At 47.2% G+C, this 15,926-nt stretch carries 13 protein-coding genes and 1 pseudogene; 7 read left to right on the top strand and 7 right to left on the bottom strand.

Going from position 1 to position 15,926, the window contains the following annotated elements; translation table 11 throughout:
• Nucleotides 1-11: 11 nt before the first annotated feature.
• On the bottom strand, nucleotides 12-1,361 hold the full coding sequence (locus tag BEN74_RS18190; RefSeq protein WP_068910814.1) for an MFS transporter: 1,350 nt from the start codon (nucleotides 1,359-1,361) through the stop codon (nucleotides 12-14).
• 442 nt (nucleotides 1,362-1,803) lie between these two features.
• Here BEN74_RS18190 and BEN74_RS18185 point away from each other — a divergent pair, with 442 nt between their 5' ends.
• The 4 genes and pseudogenes from BEN74_RS18185 to BEN74_RS18170 all read left to right on the top strand — a co-directional run bounded on the left by BEN74_RS18185 (nucleotide 1,804) and on the right by BEN74_RS18170 (nucleotide 6,828).
• A complete protein-coding gene (locus tag BEN74_RS18185; protein WP_068910813.1) occupies nucleotides 1,804-2,391 on the top strand; it encodes an ANTAR domain-containing response regulator in 588 nt (195 codons plus the stop codon).
• 2 nt (nucleotides 2,392-2,393) lie between these two features.
• Nucleotides 2,394-3,404 (top strand): ABC transporter substrate-binding protein, encoded by a 1,011-nt coding sequence (locus tag BEN74_RS18180; protein WP_068910812.1) that lies wholly within the window; start codon nucleotides 2,394-2,396, stop codon nucleotides 3,402-3,404.
• Nucleotides 3,405-3,862: 458 nt separating this feature from the next.
• On the top strand, nucleotides 3,863-5,959 hold the full coding sequence (locus tag BEN74_RS18175) for a TonB-dependent receptor plug domain-containing protein (protein ID WP_068910811.1): 2,097 nt from the start codon (nucleotides 3,863-3,865) through the stop codon (nucleotides 5,957-5,959).
• A gap of 180 nt (nucleotides 5,960-6,139) precedes the next feature.
• Nucleotides 6,140-6,828 (top strand): annotated as a pseudogene (locus BEN74_RS18170) (IS5 family transposase).
• A 369-nt stretch (nucleotides 6,829-7,197) separates the two neighbouring features.
• On the opposite strand, the gene BEN74_RS18165 reads toward BEN74_RS18170, so the two are convergent.
• Complete coding sequence (locus BEN74_RS18165) at nucleotides 7,198-7,578, bottom strand: hypothetical protein (protein WP_228200370.1); 381 nt, start codon at nucleotides 7,576-7,578, stop codon at nucleotides 7,198-7,200.
• Between the two features lie 322 nt (nucleotides 7,579-7,900).
• On the opposite strand from BEN74_RS18165, the gene BEN74_RS18155 reads away from it, so the two are divergent.
• Together BEN74_RS18155 and BEN74_RS18150 are read left to right on the top strand one after the other, a co-directional pair.
• A complete protein-coding gene (locus tag BEN74_RS18155; RefSeq protein WP_068910808.1) occupies nucleotides 7,901-8,608 on the top strand; it encodes a glutamine amidotransferase in 708 nt (235 codons plus the stop codon).
• Nucleotides 8,609-8,656: 48 nt separating this feature from the next.
• On the top strand, nucleotides 8,657-9,283 hold the full coding sequence (locus tag BEN74_RS18150; protein WP_068910807.1) for a LysE family transporter: 627 nt from the start codon (nucleotides 8,657-8,659) through the stop codon (nucleotides 9,281-9,283).
• 76 nt (nucleotides 9,284-9,359) lie between these two features.
• On the opposite strand, the gene BEN74_RS18145 is transcribed toward BEN74_RS18150, so the two are convergent.
• The 5 genes from BEN74_RS18145 to tkt all read right to left on the bottom strand — a co-directional run bounded on the left by BEN74_RS18145 (nucleotide 9,360) and on the right by tkt (nucleotide 13,983).
• Nucleotides 9,360-9,944, bottom strand: a complete 585-nt coding sequence (locus BEN74_RS18145; RefSeq protein ID WP_068910806.1) for a YceI family protein — start codon at nucleotides 9,942-9,944, stop codon at nucleotides 9,360-9,362.
• Between the two features lie 333 nt (nucleotides 9,945-10,277).
• Entirely contained in the window at nucleotides 10,278-10,724 is a 447-nt protein-coding gene (locus tag BEN74_RS18140) for a GNAT family N-acetyltransferase (protein ID WP_068910805.1), read from the bottom strand.
• Between the two features lie 184 nt (nucleotides 10,725-10,908).
• Nucleotides 10,909-11,445, bottom strand: a complete 537-nt coding sequence (locus BEN74_RS18135) for a DUF3916 domain-containing protein (protein WP_068910804.1) — start codon at nucleotides 11,443-11,445, stop codon at nucleotides 10,909-10,911.
• Between the two features lie 168 nt (nucleotides 11,446-11,613).
• Complete coding sequence (locus BEN74_RS18130) at nucleotides 11,614-11,829, bottom strand: hypothetical protein (protein WP_068910803.1); 216 nt, start codon at nucleotides 11,827-11,829, stop codon at nucleotides 11,614-11,616.
• 165 nt (nucleotides 11,830-11,994) lie between these two features.
• Nucleotides 11,995-13,983 (bottom strand): transketolase, encoded by a 1,989-nt coding sequence (tkt, locus tag BEN74_RS18125; protein ID WP_068910802.1) that lies wholly within the window; start codon nucleotides 13,981-13,983, stop codon nucleotides 11,995-11,997.
• Between the two features lie 695 nt (nucleotides 13,984-14,678).
• On the opposite strand from tkt, the gene metK reads away from it, so the two are divergent.
• Complete coding sequence (metK, locus tag BEN74_RS18120; RefSeq protein ID WP_068910801.1) at nucleotides 14,679-15,845, top strand: methionine adenosyltransferase; 1,167 nt, start codon at nucleotides 14,679-14,681, stop codon at nucleotides 15,843-15,845.
• Nucleotides 15,846-15,926 lie beyond the last annotated feature (81 nt).

Genomic DNA, 15,926 nt, shown 5'->3' with positions numbered 1-15,926 from the left:
ATTTCTTAGACTCAGTTTTGCGCTTCAGCCATGTTTCGTTCATGGACAGCCTGTTCAAATAAGCGCTGCTCTTTTTCCTTATGCTCAACCGAAAAACGGATCATCAGCACACAGCTGGCAGCGATTACCACCAAGCCGCCGAGCACCATTAAGGTGGTTTGAATGTCCAGCATGCCTTTCAGCAGGAAGCCCGCCGCCACTGCGCCGACATTGCCGCCGGCGCCAATAATGCCTGCCACGCCGCCCAAGGCGTCACGGTCAATGAACGGCACCAGGGCATACGTTGCGCCGCAGGCCATGTGGGTGAACAGCGCAAATACCGTCATGGTGAGGATCGCCAGCATGGCGCTGTTCATTTGCGAGAACACAATCAGGAATAAGCCTTCCAGCAAGATCATGCTGAACAGCACTTTGGTGCGGCCATCCAGGCCTTTTTTCAGGGCGACTTTGTCTGAAACAATCCCGCCCAGCGCGCGGGCAAACAGCGCCAGCAAGCCGAAGATGCCCGCCGCCATGCCGGCTTCTTTCAGGCCAAACTTAAAGGTGTCGACGTAGTACATTGCGACAATGTTGTGGATGAAGATTTCAATGCCGAAGCAGGCAGCATAGGCGCCAAACAGAATCCAGACACGGTAGTTGCGGGCTGCATGCATCAGAATCGCCATGCCGCCTTTTTTATCGCTGCCGACACTGATGCCTTGCGCGCGCAATTCCTTAAAGTTGCCTTGCGGGCAGTCTTGGGTAAATTTCCAGTACAGGCAGCCGACAATCACCATCATCAGGCCCGGAACCAGCAAAGCGATTCTCCAGCCCATTGCCTGCTCTACGCCGAACATCACAATGGCGGACAGCAGCAGCGGCATCAGCGCTTGCGTTGCGCCGCCGCCGGCGTTGCCCCAGCCGGCTGAGGCTGCATTGGCTGTGCCCACCACATTCGGCGCAAACATGATGCTGGTGTGGTACTGCGTGATGACGAAGCTTGCGCCAATCGCGCCGATCAGTAAGCGGAAGAACAGGAAGGATTCATAGCTGTTGGCGGAAGCGACGCCAAAAACTGGAATGCTGCCGATAATAAGCAAAGCGGTATAGGTTTTGCGCGGGCCGTATTTATCGCACAATGGCCCCACAATCAGCCGGACTAAAATGGTGATCGCAACAGCGGCGATATTGATATTGGCAATCTGATCTTTGGTTAAATGAAACTCGCCGGCAATCACAGGCATAAGCGGCGCGCAGGCAAACCACGCAAAGAAGCAGACAAAAAAAGCGAGCCAACTCATGTGGAAGGCCCGCATCGCTGAAGAACTAAAGTTGAATAGATTTATTTTTGTCGCTTTTTTAGCATTTAAAGTTGAAGACATAGCCATCTTCCTCCAGAACTGAACGCATAGGCAATCTAGCTGCGCGGTAATTTCGCAATAGATTCGATCAGAGCGGACATCGTTGGCCCTCTTACAAACTTTATGGGTCTTCTTTGACCCGCTGTGAATAATGCATATGCTGTGCCAACTTCAAAAAATAAATTATAAATATCTGTTTATTATCATTTTAATAATTTAAAAGCGCTGAATTGAGCTGCCTGCGTGCAGAACTCCCTCCACGCTTCAAGCGCAAAAGCGGTGCAGCCCGGCGCCCAGAAAGATGCTGCGTTTTCTCGGCGCACTTTTGCATCATGCTGGTGCATGAAGCTTCAATAATTAAATTCAATGCTTAAGATTAAAGGCGGCGGAATCCTGCAAGTCTTCTGGCACCAAAATTGCTTAATCAATAGAAATATTTTTCAGGCTTTGCCTCAGTATCAGCATGCCAAATCTAAAAATAGCCCTGATTGATGACGATTTTGAGCGCTCAGCCTTTATCAAGTCATCCCTAATTGAGCATGGCTTCGATGTTGTCGCCTGCCTGATGATTGACCATTTGAACAGCTCCGGCCTGCAGCAGCTGCATGCCGATGTGATTTTGCTGGATATGGATCATCCGCACCGCGACATTATTGAAAGCTGCGTCAGCCAGTTTGACCTGCCGACCGTGCTGTTTACCAAAAACTCGCATAAAGACACCATTAAAAATGCCATTGAAGCCGGCGTCACCGCCTACATTGTGGACGGCATAGAACCGCAAAAGCTTGAAAGCATTTTGGAAATTTCAATCGAACAGTTCAAGAAGCATAAAAAGCTGCTGAAAGACCTGAATGAAACCAAATGCAAGCTGTTTGACCGCAAAGACATAGAAAAGGCCAAAGTCATGCTGATGCAGATGCATCAGCTGAGCGAAGATCAGGCCTTTGTGCTGCTGCGCAAAAGCGCCATGAGCCACCGCATGACCATGGGTGAAATGGCGCGCCGCCTGATTGACGCGCAAGAACTGCTGCAGTCGCAATTTAAGGAATAAGCATGGCATCTTTAGAAAAAACCAAACTGCATTTGGGCTACATTCCGCTGCTCGACTGCGCCGCAATTCTCTGGGCAGACCGGCAGGGCTATTTCCAGCAGGCCGGCTTAGAGGTCAGCTTAGAGCGCGAAGCCTCGTGGGCCAGCTTAAGGGACCGCTTGGCCTACGGCTTTTTAGACGCGGCGCACTGCCTTTCCGCCCTGCTGCCTGCAGCCGCCATTGCCGAAGATCAGCCGGGCATTCCGCTGCAGACGCCGCTGGTGCTCAGCGTCAACCGCGCCTTTATCAGCCTGAGTCAAAAACTCTGCTTCGATCTGGGCATCAGCGTGCAGGACAGTGAACAGCAGGCGGCTGAAAAAGTGGTCAAGGCCATTCAAAATCAGCATCCTTTACAGCTGGCCTCGGTGTTTCAGCAGTCTATTCACTATTTTTGCCTGAAAGAATGGCTGGCGATGGCGGATGAAGACGCCGCGCAGAATATTCAGATGAGCATCATTCCGCCGCCGTATATGGTCGAAGCGATGAAAAGCCAGGTGATTGACGGTTTTTGCGTCGGCGAGCCGTGGAATACTGAAGCGGAACTGCTGGGCATTGGGCAAATGGTGGCATCCAGCCAGAATATTATTCCGCCTGTGGCCGATAAAGTGCTGGCCGTAACGCAGGAATGGGCGCAGCAGAATCCCAATACGCTGGCCGCCCTGAGCGCCGCCATTCAGAAAGCGCAGCGCGAACTGAAAACACTGCAGGATTATGCCGAAGTCTGGCAGATGCTGGCGGATTACCGGATTATCCGCTTTGAAAGCTCTGCAACCGTGCATGTGCAGAAATATTACGCTATTCAGAACATCATCCGCAATTTTGTGCAGGATGACGCGCAGCCCAAGGCTGAAGACTTTGCATGGCTGATTCAGATGATGGAAAAATGGCATCCGCAGAACACGCATCTGCAGCAAAAAACCGCACAGGAGATTGCTCAAATCTGCCAGCGCTGCATTGTTGATTATGCAGGCTAGCTGTGCGATTAGCGGCATAGTTGCACAGGCAGGGAGGCTGCTTCCCTGCACTGCCCGCTTGCTCTAAGGAGGAAATATTCTGACATTCAATATGATATTGGCTTTTCTGCATAACAATGCTGTTCATCCCTTTGCTGGCCCAGCGTTAAGTAAAATAAACTTAAAAGTGCATAAATCATCCGCCTATCTGCACCCAAAAAATCTATAAGCAATAATGAAGCTGCTCTTAACCTAACCGCTTAGCAGTCCAGCCTGTAAATACTGATCAAAGAGCACCTGATTCAAAATCTAAAAACCATATTTTTTATATGGAAATCAGTTTTTTATGATGCCGTATGATCATCAATTTTTTGCCATAGGCCAGTTTAAAATATTTTTTGATGCATCCTATTCTTCCACAACGTTTCTCCATATTTTTAAGCTAGTCTTACGCAAAATTACACTTGGCACACCGAATAATGAAACGCATGCACCCATATTTAAAATTAAGCGCTTTAAGTTATGCTGTATTGACCATTTCATCATCTGTCTGGGCAGCTCAGGAAGAGCCGCCGGCAGCCAGCCCGCAAGCCGTGCAGACCTTGCCGACCTTAAGCTTTCAAGTTGAACAGGCGCCTGCTGTGCAAAAAGATCCAGACATCAGCGCGGTGGCCAAAACCATTGTCACCCGTGAAGAAATGGAAAAATTCGGCGATCAGTCGGTAAATGATGCGCTGCGCCGTGCAGCCGGTTTTCAAATGCCCGCGGCCGGACAAGGCCCGCGCGGCGGTTCGGGCAGCATGCGTTTCCGCGGCGGCGGCGCGCCAGTTTTTTTAATTAACGGCGAGCCTGTGCAAGGTGGCCCGCGCGGCGGCATGTCTGTCATCGACAGCATTACGCCCGACATGATTGAACGCATTGAAATTACCAAGCAGCCGAGTGTCGCGCAGGCCTCAGTTGCTTCTTCAGCGGTCATCAACATTATTTTAAAAGAGCCTTTGGACGGCACGCGCTTAAGCGGCACGGCGCGCGCAGGCTATGACATTGCAAAATCAAATGCAAACGAAGAGCAGCGCAAGAATATCAGCCTGCAGATGGATGGCCGTGATGATGCATGGGTTTACAGCCTGTCCGCCAATCAGATGTGGAATGACACAACTACTGTCAGCCAAATTCAAAACACTGGCGGCCTGAACACCACACAAAAGCGCACAATCAACCGGACTTCGCAAATGATCAGCCCGCGCGCGGAATACCTGATTGACGATCAGCAGAAAGTCATCGCAGAATTGTTTTGGCGCAATAATGAAAGCGAAGGCAGCATGCGCGATCAAATTCAGGAAGATAAAAACGACAGCATCCGCCTGAATACCCGCTATGAACGCAAGGATCAAGGCAATTCAGATAAAATCCGCCTGTCCATAGAGCAGCAGAATGAAACCGAGCTGCCCCGTTCTGCGCTCAGGCAGTCTTATACTGATGAGCAGGTAAATGAATACGGGCTGGCCTATGACGGCGTGCGCAAGTTTGATCAAAGCAAGCAAATCAAGTTCGGTACAGATTTGCGCGCCAGCGAGCTGGAAAGCAATATTGCCGCGGCTTTAGATGAGCAGCGCTATGCCCTGTATGCCGAAGGCAGCTGGCAGTTTACACCGCGCCAAACCTTAACCTTAGGCGCGCGTCAGGAATGGATCAGCCGTTCCGGCTTGGTGGATTACAGTGATCAGCACCTCAGCCCTGTGCTTGCCCACCGCTTTGATTTTGATGACCGCTGGTCTTTACAGACCAATATCAGCCAGGCATTCAGCAGTCCGCGCGCCAATCAGCTCTTGCCGACAGTTTCGGTGTCTGCCGATGCGGATGCCGGCACGCTGAACAACCCTGACCGTGGCGGCAATCCATTCTTAAGGCCGGAAAAAATCAATGCCTACGAAACTACTTTGGGCTATAACACTCCTGCAGGCGGCGTGAACATCACGGCGTATTACCGCGAAATTAATGACTATATTGAGAAAGCCATCCGCAATGAAAATGCGCAAGGCGGCTTATGCGCCGCAGGCGACGCAGACTGCCGTTTTGTAGAACGGCCGTATAATCAGGACAATGCGGCGACTTATGGGGTAGAAGTTGCCGGACGCTATGCCCTGAAGCAAACTGAAAATGGCCATTCTTTCATGCTGAATGCGCAGCTGTCTACCGTGCGGGCGGAAATTGAAGCAGACAATGGCGCCAAGCGCCTAGCCAGCGATGTTGCCCCATACACTGCCAGCACGGGCCTGTCCTACGGCTACCAGCCGTGGCGCATCTCCGCCAGCGCGAATTTGAATTATACGCCTGAATATACCCGCAGATTAAGCAATGAGCCTTATGACCGCACCAGCAATCAGCGCGTAAATATGGATCTCAGCCTGACCAAGCGCTTGGACAGCGGCTGGTCAGCTTCCGTCAACGCGCGCAATATTTTAAGCACCGATTATAAAGAGCGCCTCAGCAGCACAGCGGACGGCAGCCTGTATCAAGCCCGCGTCAATGAAGCGATTCCAAGCGTGCTGTTCAGTGTAGAGAAAAAGTTCTAAAACCCATTTCCAGCAGAAAGCCGGTATGCAAATAGCTAATGCCAGTCAGTTAAGAAATTGACTGGCTTTTTCTTTTTAAATTCTAGGTTGTGTCATCAATTAGCTTGAAAACAGCTGACTTGTCCTCATTATCGTTTCATGACTAAACGCTATGGATTAAGAGAAGATCAGTGGTAAAAGATTAAGAATCTTTTACCTGGGCGAGCCGGCACTGTTGGGGTAACCGCCAAAGACAACCGATTATTTGTTGAAGCGGTACTCTATCGCTATCATTCAGGTATTCCATGGCGGGCCTTGCCGGAACGGTTTGGCGATTTTAGAGTGGTACATACCCGCTTCAGCCGTTGGGCTAAAACAGGAGTATGGCAGAAGATTTTTGACGTGCTGTCAAATGGCAGTGACAATGAATATGCCATGCTTGACTCAATCATTGTGCGCGCTCATCAGCACAGTGCTGGAAAAAAAGAACAGGCGATTGGGCGCAGTAAAGGCGGTTTAAGCACTAAAATTCATGCCCGTACTGATGCATTAGGCAATCCGACAGGATTTTATCTCACTGCTGGTCAGGCCCACGACTTAAACGGTGCCGATGTACTGCTGGACTTATCGTTAAGCAGCATATGGCTTATGGATAAAGCCTACAATTCCAAGGATCGGGTCATCAATCCAATTCAAGAGGCTAAGGGTCAAGTTGTGATGCTGGCTAGAAGCAACTCTATTGATCAGCGTGATTATGACCCGGATCTCTATAAAGCAAAACATCTGCCAAGCTCAAGCAATACCGCTGTATTGCCACACGCTATGATAAATTAGCTCAAAACTTCTTGTCAGCGATTTATCTTGCCTCAACGATTATCTGGCTTAATTGATGACACGCCCTAGACTTTATTTGATATGCGGAAGCGTCATCCGCAACCTATCTGGCCTTTGAAATGGACTGTTTTTGCAACAAAATTATTTAAGTGCAGAAAGTGAATAGGTTTCGCGGTGAGGCGCACTGCGCCGCAAGATGCTTTCCTTGCGAAGCTTCGCTTCTCATTTGGCGAATGAGAAACACTGTTTTGCAAGGAACAAAACGAGCCCCAAAAATTCACTTTAAAAACGGTAAGACTCCGCCGTGAATAGCCCAAAAAAGTTAAGAAGTTTACTATGAAACTCCTTAACTAATCAGCATTACTCACATGAGGCCTTTTTTATAGGCAGTAACATGGCTTCTGCCGGTGATTGAATCGCGGCTGTTACATTTTCTGCAGGACTTTTAATAAACCGGCAATCCGAAAAGTGTGCGCCTTATTGCCCTGCTTTTCCAGCACGCGCTGTTCAACCCACCACAGGTAATCAAAAATTTCAGTTTCACTTGAATTTTGTCTAATCAATTTAAAAATATTCGGCAGATAATCATCATATTCGTCACGCATTGCAGGAATGCGCCGTATCCCCAAAGGGTCCCACTCTTTCAGTAAAATTTTATGTATCGCATGCAACAAGGTTGCATCGCGGGTATGCTCAACATCCATAAAACACCCCTTCTCTATATTTTTTAATATAAAAATCATATATATGGAATTTAACTGATTCTCTTGCGCATCATCAAGCAATTTTTTCAGGTATATCATCATACCCTTGATGCATTTGATTACTATCTGTTTTTCATTAATTTTTTTTGCGATTTTTCAATATATATTAATTTTCATATTATATATTCAGCAAATTCAGCGCTGATGAAAATTATTTTATGCAAAATGCAACGCAAACCGCATTTTAGCTGTGAATCCGCCTATTCAGGCAAATTTACAGGCGCTATTTTACGGCGCCGCCGCAGCCTGCATCAGCAGATGCCAGCATTCCCTGATATTTCCGCTTTAATTTTTCAATCCGTGCTTTTTATTTGCCGCTAATCAGGATAAATTTCTAGGCATCTATAGATTCCAATGATTTGCCATGACTTCCGCATTTCCAGACACGATTTACGCCATTCAGCATCTTGCTTTTGAAGACTTGGGCGCGCTTGAAGATGTTTTTTATCAGCTGGGTTTCCGCGTACGCTACTTTGAAGCCGGCGTCGATGATTTGACCCTAGCTTTTAAGCACACAGGCCTGACCATCATTTTAGGCGGGCCGATTGGAGTCTATGAGGCGGAGGACTATCCTTTCCTGCAGCAGGAAATTGACTTGCTCAAGCAGCGCCTGGCAAGCGGCTTGCCCACCATTGGCATCTGCTTAGGCGCGCAGCTGATTGCGCATGCCTTGGGCGCAAAAGTCTATGCAGGGCATGCCAAGGAAATTGGCTGGAGCCAGCTCAGCCTTGCCGAAGTCCCGGACAATATTTTGGCGCCGCTGGCGGAAACGCCCGTGCTGCATTGGCATGGCGATACTTTTGACCTGCCTGAACATGCCACGCTATTGGCCAGTTCCGATCTTTACCCAAATCAGGCTTTTTCCGTCGGCCAGAATATCCTCGCCTTGCAGTTTCATATAGAAGCAGCAGCCGACAGCATGGAAAAATGGCTGATTGGCCACACCTGCGAGCTGCGCAAAGCCAGCATCAGCATTCCTGCTTTGCGCGCAGACAATCTGCGTTATGCAGGCAGCTTAGAACCGCAAGCTCAATTAATTGCGGAAAAATTTATGCGCCATTTAACCCGTTAAGGCGGCTAATTCTTCGGTCAAAACCATCTTCATCTACTGAGTATTATCATGTCCGCACTTTTGGGTATTGCGATCATTCATCTTTTTGCATTGATTAGCCCCGGCCCTGACTTTTTATTTGTGACGCAAAGCGCGATCCGCCAGTCACGCATGCATGCTTTATATGCGGCTTTGGGCGTTTCGCTGAGCATCTTAGTTTGGGCTGTTTGCGCCTTAAGCGGCCTGCATTTTATTTTTCAAAAAATTGCATGGCTGCAGCAGGTGCTGATGATTTTAGGCGGCTGCTATCTTTTTTACTTAGGCTTTCAAATGCTGAAAGCGGCGCTCAGTAAAAGTACAGCAGGCGTAAAAGCTGCGGCGGCATCGAAACCCAAATCTAAATGGGCGCTGCTGCTTCAGGGATTTTTTACCAATATGGCAAACCCTAAAGCCCTGATTTACTTTAGCAGTATTTTTGCTTTAGCCATCGACAGCAGCGCTTCTCTGAGTTCACAAAGTACTTTATTATTCATGATTTGGATCGAAAGCCTGCTGTGGTTTGCTGCAGTGGCCTATCTTTTTTCCATGCCGAAAATGAATCAAATCTACCAGCGGCTGAGCAAATGGATTGACGGCATTACCGGCGGTATTTTCATAAGTTTCGGCTGCTATCTGCTGTTGAATAGAAATTCTTGACCGATGCACTGCGATAAAAAAAGCACCATCTTAATGGTGCTTTTTTACTGCCTGCGACTAAATAGCCGAGTTCAGATTACTTCGCAGCAGGAACCGACGCTTCAGTTGTAATATTGACTGTAATCTTATCGCCGACATTCGGCACATATGCGCCTACGCCAAATGCAGAACGGTTAAATGATGTTGTCGCATTGAAGCCAATAGATTCAGCTTTAGTCATTGGATGCACGCCTTGCTTATTCAGCACAGCATCCAGCACAACCGGCTTAGTCACATCTTTAACCGTCAGGTTGCCGGTAATTTTGTATTTGTTCTTGCCTGCGGCCTGAACTTTGGTGCTTTTAAAGGTGATGTTTGGATATTTTGCAGCATCAAAGAAATCCGCTTTCTGCAAATGCTCATCCAGCGCCTTGACGTTTGTGTTCAGGCTGGATAATGGAATGGTCACATTCACCGATGAATTTTCAGGTTTGGCATTGTCAACATTAATTGTGCCTTGAATGTCGCTGAAGTTCGCGGATGGCGTAGAGAAACCGAAGTGGCTCCAGCTGAATACAGTCGCTGTATGCGTTGGGTCAATTTGGTATGCAACTGGTTTAGCCATAGAAAGCGTTGCAGCTGACGCAACAGCTAAACCGATTGTTAATGCTTTAAAGTTCATGTTTTTATCTCACTTCCGAATGAGTGCTAGTTTATTCCTTTCTGAGTTTAATTCAGCGCTATGAATAAAACGATATGTTGCAAGAATGAAACAATCTGCGTTTTTTAAGCCGGTATTGCCAGAAAAATAGAACTCTCCATTGCATGCTTTATATTTTTAATCTTATTTACAATATCTTAGAGCAAACAATCTGCATTCCGACTCCAGCAATAGATGTGCAAGCTTAACGCTTAAAATCTTATTTTTCCGGCAGGATACAAATGCATAACACTGCTGCAGGCAGGAGCAGCTCATTGCTGAAGTTTTCATAACATGCAGCTCCGCTCTGGATTTTTACATTCGGTATTGAATAAATCCCGTCTTTCTTGCGACTTTATCATAAAGCCTTTGCGCGGTTTCATTATCCTGATGCGTTAGCCAATACACGCGGTCACACTGCCGCTGCATTGCCTGCTCATACACATGCGCAATCAATTTCCCAGCGATGCCCTTGCCACGCAAATCTGCATGCGTGTACAAATCCTGCAAATAAGCATAAGGCTTAACCGTCCAGCAGCTGTCATGTTCAATTACATGGACAATACCGGCAACCTCAGAATCCACGACAGCAGCATATCCATAAATATGAGTAAGTTCAGAATTAATCAGCTTGCTCCATGTATTCTGACTCACTTCCGCCGATAAATCCGTTTGATAAAAAGACTGATACGCTGTCCAAAGCTTAAACCAAGCGTCGTAAGTAATTTTTGATAATTCGATAATATTGATTTGATTCTGCATTCCATTTTTCCCATTTTAAATATCTGCATATTCACAGCATTTTAAATCATACTTAGGCTATTCATATTTTCAGCTGTTTTATGCCAATGCCTTGATACTGGCAAAAAATGCTTTTAATTTTCCCATGCCAGCATTTCACTGCCGCATAATCCCCTTAATGCGGCGTCTCGAAAATTCATTCATTTTATGCCTTTTCAAAAAAATACCAGTGATCAGAAAGATAGTTAGCAGTTTCATCTTCAGGATCAATATATTCAATATGAATTCCGCGTTCAGACAGCATTTGAGGAAGCTTCAAGCCCCAGCGTTTCACTAAGCTTTTCTCATCAGATAAAATGCAGCCTGAATCATATAGTGTGCCTGAACAAGTATGTGCATTGAAATATTGCTCATCCAAATAGATGCAGATTTCGCTTGAAAACATATCCAGCTGCATAATAACGCAAACAACTTTACAAAAACCAAGCCCTTCTGGCTTCGCCTCTATTAAATGCTGGCAGGCATTCAGCACATACTGCGCACAAAGCGCTTTATCAGAATCCTTACTATGGCGCCCCACCACTAAATTCAAAGGCACTGGAATTTTCCAGTTAAAATATCGGTCATCATAATCAGTTAAGTCAGGGAAATAGCCCTTAAAACGCTCACTCCATAACTTTAAGTTTCGTAATTTTCGGGGAATGCCGCGTTCTTTCTTTTCAGATAATGCCAATCTTCTCATCATGTTCCTTATATTTTACAGGGCCGCTCTGCAGAATCACGTTCCTTTACACGGCATTAGTTCTGCCTAATTTCAAATAAAACTTATCTTTGATTAAACCTCATCATACATTGAATTTATATCAGAAAAAAATAAAGCCCCTTTCGGGGCTTTTACTGCAAAACAAGCTTACAGCTTCTCAACCAGCACGCGGTCAACCTGCTTTAAGCCGGTGTGCTTTTCGTGGTTTTTACGGCGGATTTTAATGATCTTATCTTCCTGCAGATCCTGCAGCATCAATTCAACAGCCATCATGTTTTCAAGCGGCAGATCTTGACCAATCCACTTTTGCTCGCCCGTTTCCATCAGGAAAATTTCATCATTAATCTGGCTATACAGGCTCATATTTTCCTCACTTCCGGCATATGCATGCCAACTTTGATGAATACTGTAATGACTGCATAAACTTTAAACCTATGGCAGGTAATCCGCCATAGGCTTAATGTCATTTAGTCCATAAAAAAACGCCCCTTTTCAGGAGCGCCCTTTACCGCTGTTCATTCTGAAGAATTAAGCAGTCAGTTCTTTTACCGCAGCTACAACCGCTTCAGCAGTAATGCCGAAGAATTGGAACAGGTCTTTCGCTGGCGCAGACTCACCGTATGTGGTCATGCCAATCACTTTGCCGTCTAGGCCGACAAATTTCCACCAGTAATCCACATGCGCAGCTTCTACGGCAACACGCGCGCGGATATGTGACGGCAGAACCGCTTCACGGTAAGCAGCATCCTGCTTAACAAATTCTTCAGCACATGGCATAGAGACAACACGCACGCCTTCAAGCTGCGCATACGCATCCATCGCCAATGAAACTTCAGAACCTGTTGCAATGATGATTGCTTTCAATTCGCCTTTTTCTTCAGCCAATACATAACCGCCTTTAGCAACATCAGCAATTTGAGCATCAGTACGCGCCTGGAACGGCAGGTTTTGACGAGAGAAGATTAATGCAGTTGGGCCTTCAGCGCGCATCAGTGCAGATTTCCAAGAAATCGCCGCTTCAACGGTGTCGCATGGGCGCCATGTATTCAAGTTTGGCGTACCGCGCAAAGAAGCAATTTGTTCTACAGGTTGATGCGTCGGGCCGTCTTCGCCTAGACCAATTGAGTCATGCGTATACACATGAATCACGCGCTGTTTCATCAGTGCAGACATACGTACTGCATTACGCGCATATTCCATAAACATCAGGAATGTTGCTACATAAGGAATGAAGCCGCCGTGCAGTGCAACACCGTTGGCGATTGCAGTCATGCCGAATTCACGCACGCCGTAATGCACATAGTTGCCTGCAGGATTGTCCTGAACGCCGACACAGCCTTTCCAAAGAGTCAGGTTAGAACCGGCAAGGTCAGCAGAACCGCCTAAAATTTCAGGAAGCAACGGACCAAAAGCTTGAAGCGCGTTCTGGCTGGCTTTACGTGTTGCAATGGTTTCAGCTTTTGCATTCACTTCAGCAATATACGCATCGGCTTGAGCAGCGAAATCAGCAGGCAATTCACCGCTTACACGGCGTTTCAGTTCAGCAGCTTCTGCTGGATATTTTGCAGCATAAGCAGCAAAAGTTTCATTCCAGGCAGCTTCAGATTCAGTGCCTTTAGCTTTAGCATCCCAGGCTGCATAAACGTCAGCAGGAATAACGAATGGCTCTTCTTTCCAGCCCAGCGCTTCGCGGGTCAGCGCAATTTCGTCGTTGCCCAGCGGCGCGCCGTGGCAGTCTTCTTTACCTTGCTTGTTTGGAGAGCCTAAGCCGATAACCGTTTTGCAGATGATGATTGTCGGTTTTTTAGTTTCAGCTTTCGCTTCCACAGTCGCTGCGCGGATTGCGTCGGCATCGTGGCCGTCTACACGGAGCACTTGCCAGCCGTAAGCCAGGAAACGCTGCTCTGTATCGTCAGAGAACCAGCCTTCTACTTCGCCGTCAATTGAAATGCCGTTGTCATCGTAGTAAGCAATCAGCTTGCCAAGGCCTAAAGTGCCCGCCAATGAACATGCTTCATGCGAAACGCCTTCCATTAAACAGCCGTCGCCCAAGAAGCAGTAAGTGAAGTGATCTACAACCTGAATGTCTTCTTTGTTGAATTGCGCCGCTAAGGTTTTTTCAGCCAGCGCAAAACCGACCGCATTTGCAATGCCTTGACCTAAAGGGCCTGTAGTCGTTTCAATACCCGGCGCATAACCTAATTCCGGATGGCCCGGCGTTTTAGAATGCAATTGGCGGAAAGCTTTTACATCTTCAATTGAAAGGTCATAACCAGTTAAATGCAGCAATGCATACTGCAGCATTGAGCCATGGCCATTAGACAGTACAAAACGGTCACGGTTCGGCCATTGCGGGTTTGTTGGGTTGTGATTTAAAAATTCACGCCATACCACATCAGCGATATCTGCCATCCCCATTGGAGCACCTGGATGTCCTGAATTTGCTTTTTGCACAGCATCCATTGCCAATACACGAATTGCGTTTGCAATACGGCGTTCGTTAAGCGGGGTTGTCATAGGTCAGAGTCCAACTAAATCGTTTAAAGAAGATGATGAATAGGAAAATTCAAAGCTGTGCGTATTGTCTTAAAAAAACAGCAAGGGGTAAAGTCTAAGGAACAAGTTTTCACTAATAAATCACAATCCAGGCCTTTTTCGCACAGTTGTTGAGCAACCGGCTGCCCGCGCGCACTGTTTTATGCAGAACGCTTTGCCCTGTTTGGCCTGCAGGCCTAAAAGCAATGCTGAATCAGCCACTTGAAGCCAAATGGATGCAGCCTATGCAGCGCCATCAGCTAAGCAGGAATGTGTTAACTTTTTATGAAATTACACGGGTTTAGCGCAAAGCTGAATAAAATTCATCTTTTTAGAATAAAAATGAATTGAATGAATATTCAAAACTATTCCTTGTAGCGCTGCCACCTGACGCTGCTGGCCATTTATCTAAAATAATTCATGCTAATCAAAAGGCTGCCGCATAAAAAATCCAGCACGCCGCATGCGCTGCATGCCGGATCTGTCCAGCTTAAAAAGCGCGGCGGGCAGCAATGAATTTGAAAATCCGGGCTGTTTATCAATTTTTCAGATGCTCATATCAAATAAAAAGTCAATAAATTGAAATAAATTCATCCAATTTAATCGACTTGAGCTAGTCCTTTAAAGCAACTCGATGTAACATACTGCGTCTTTTAAATTTAACTGTGATAGGACTTATGCGCGAGTACGCTGTATTTACTTCGGAATCTGTAAGCGAAGGCCATCCGGATAAAATGGCTGACCAAATCAGTGACGCCATTTTGGATGCAATCTTAAAAGAAGACCCATATGCGCGGGTTGCTTGTGAAACGCTTGTAAAAACAGGTGCTGTAGTACTTGCTGGTGAAATCACAACAACTGCCAACGTTGACTTTGAAGCAATCGTTCGCCATACCGTAAATGGCATTGGTTACCACCACACTGACCTCGGTTTCGACGGTTCTACCTGCGCGGTCATCAACATGATCGGCAAGCAGTCGCCTGAAATTGCTCAGGGTGTTGACCGTCAAAAACCTGAAGATCAAGGCGCGGGCGACCAAGGCCTCATGTTTGGCTATGCCAGCCGTGAAACTGACGTATTGATGCCGGCGCCTATTTCATATGCGCACCGCTTAATGGAAAAGCAGGCTGAATTGCGCCGCGACGGTTCACTGCCTTGGCTGCGTCCAGACGCAAAAAGCCAAGTGACTTTTGCCTATGAAAACGGCAAGCCGGTGCGTTTGGATGCGGTTGTGCTTTCAACCCAGCACGATGCTGAAATTTCACAAGCGAACCTGAAAGAAGCTGTGATTGAAGAAATCGTGAAGAAAATCATTCCAGCTGAAATGTTCCATGCAGGCACAAAATTCCATATCAACCCAACAGGCCTGTTCGTGATTGGCGGCCCTGTGGGCGACTGCGGCTTAACCGGCCGTAAAATTATTGTTGATACTTACGGCGGCATGGCGCGCCACGGCGGCGGCGCTTTCTCCGGCAAAGATCCATCGAAAGTTGACCGTTCAGCTGCTTACGCAGGCCGTTATGTCGCGAAAAACATTGTGGCTGCCGGTTTGGCGGACAAATGTGAAATTCAAGTGTCTTATGCCATTGGCGTAGCAGAGCCGACATCTATTTCAATCAACACTTTCAACACCGGCAAGGTTTCGGATGAATTGATTATTCAATTGGTCCGCGAGCACTTTGACCTGCGCCCTTACGGCATTACCCGCATGCTGAACCTAATTCAGCCAATGTATAAGCAAACCGCTGCCTATGGCCACTTTGGCCGCGAAGGTTCGGACACTGCATTTACCTGGGAAAAAACCGACAAAGTTGAAGCGCTTAAAGCATCTGCCGGCCTTTAATTTTTTAGATTTCCCAATAAAAAGCCTGCATTTATGCGGGCTTTTTATCTTTAGAATAAAAAAATTGCGCGTCCCTATCCA

This window comes from Acinetobacter sp. WCHAc010034 (assembly GCF_001696615.3).
GTDB lineage: Bacteria > Pseudomonadota > Gammaproteobacteria > Pseudomonadales > Moraxellaceae > Acinetobacter.
The sequence above is the reverse complement of the archived record's forward strand: the minus strand, read 5'-3'. Positions and strand labels throughout refer to the sequence as shown.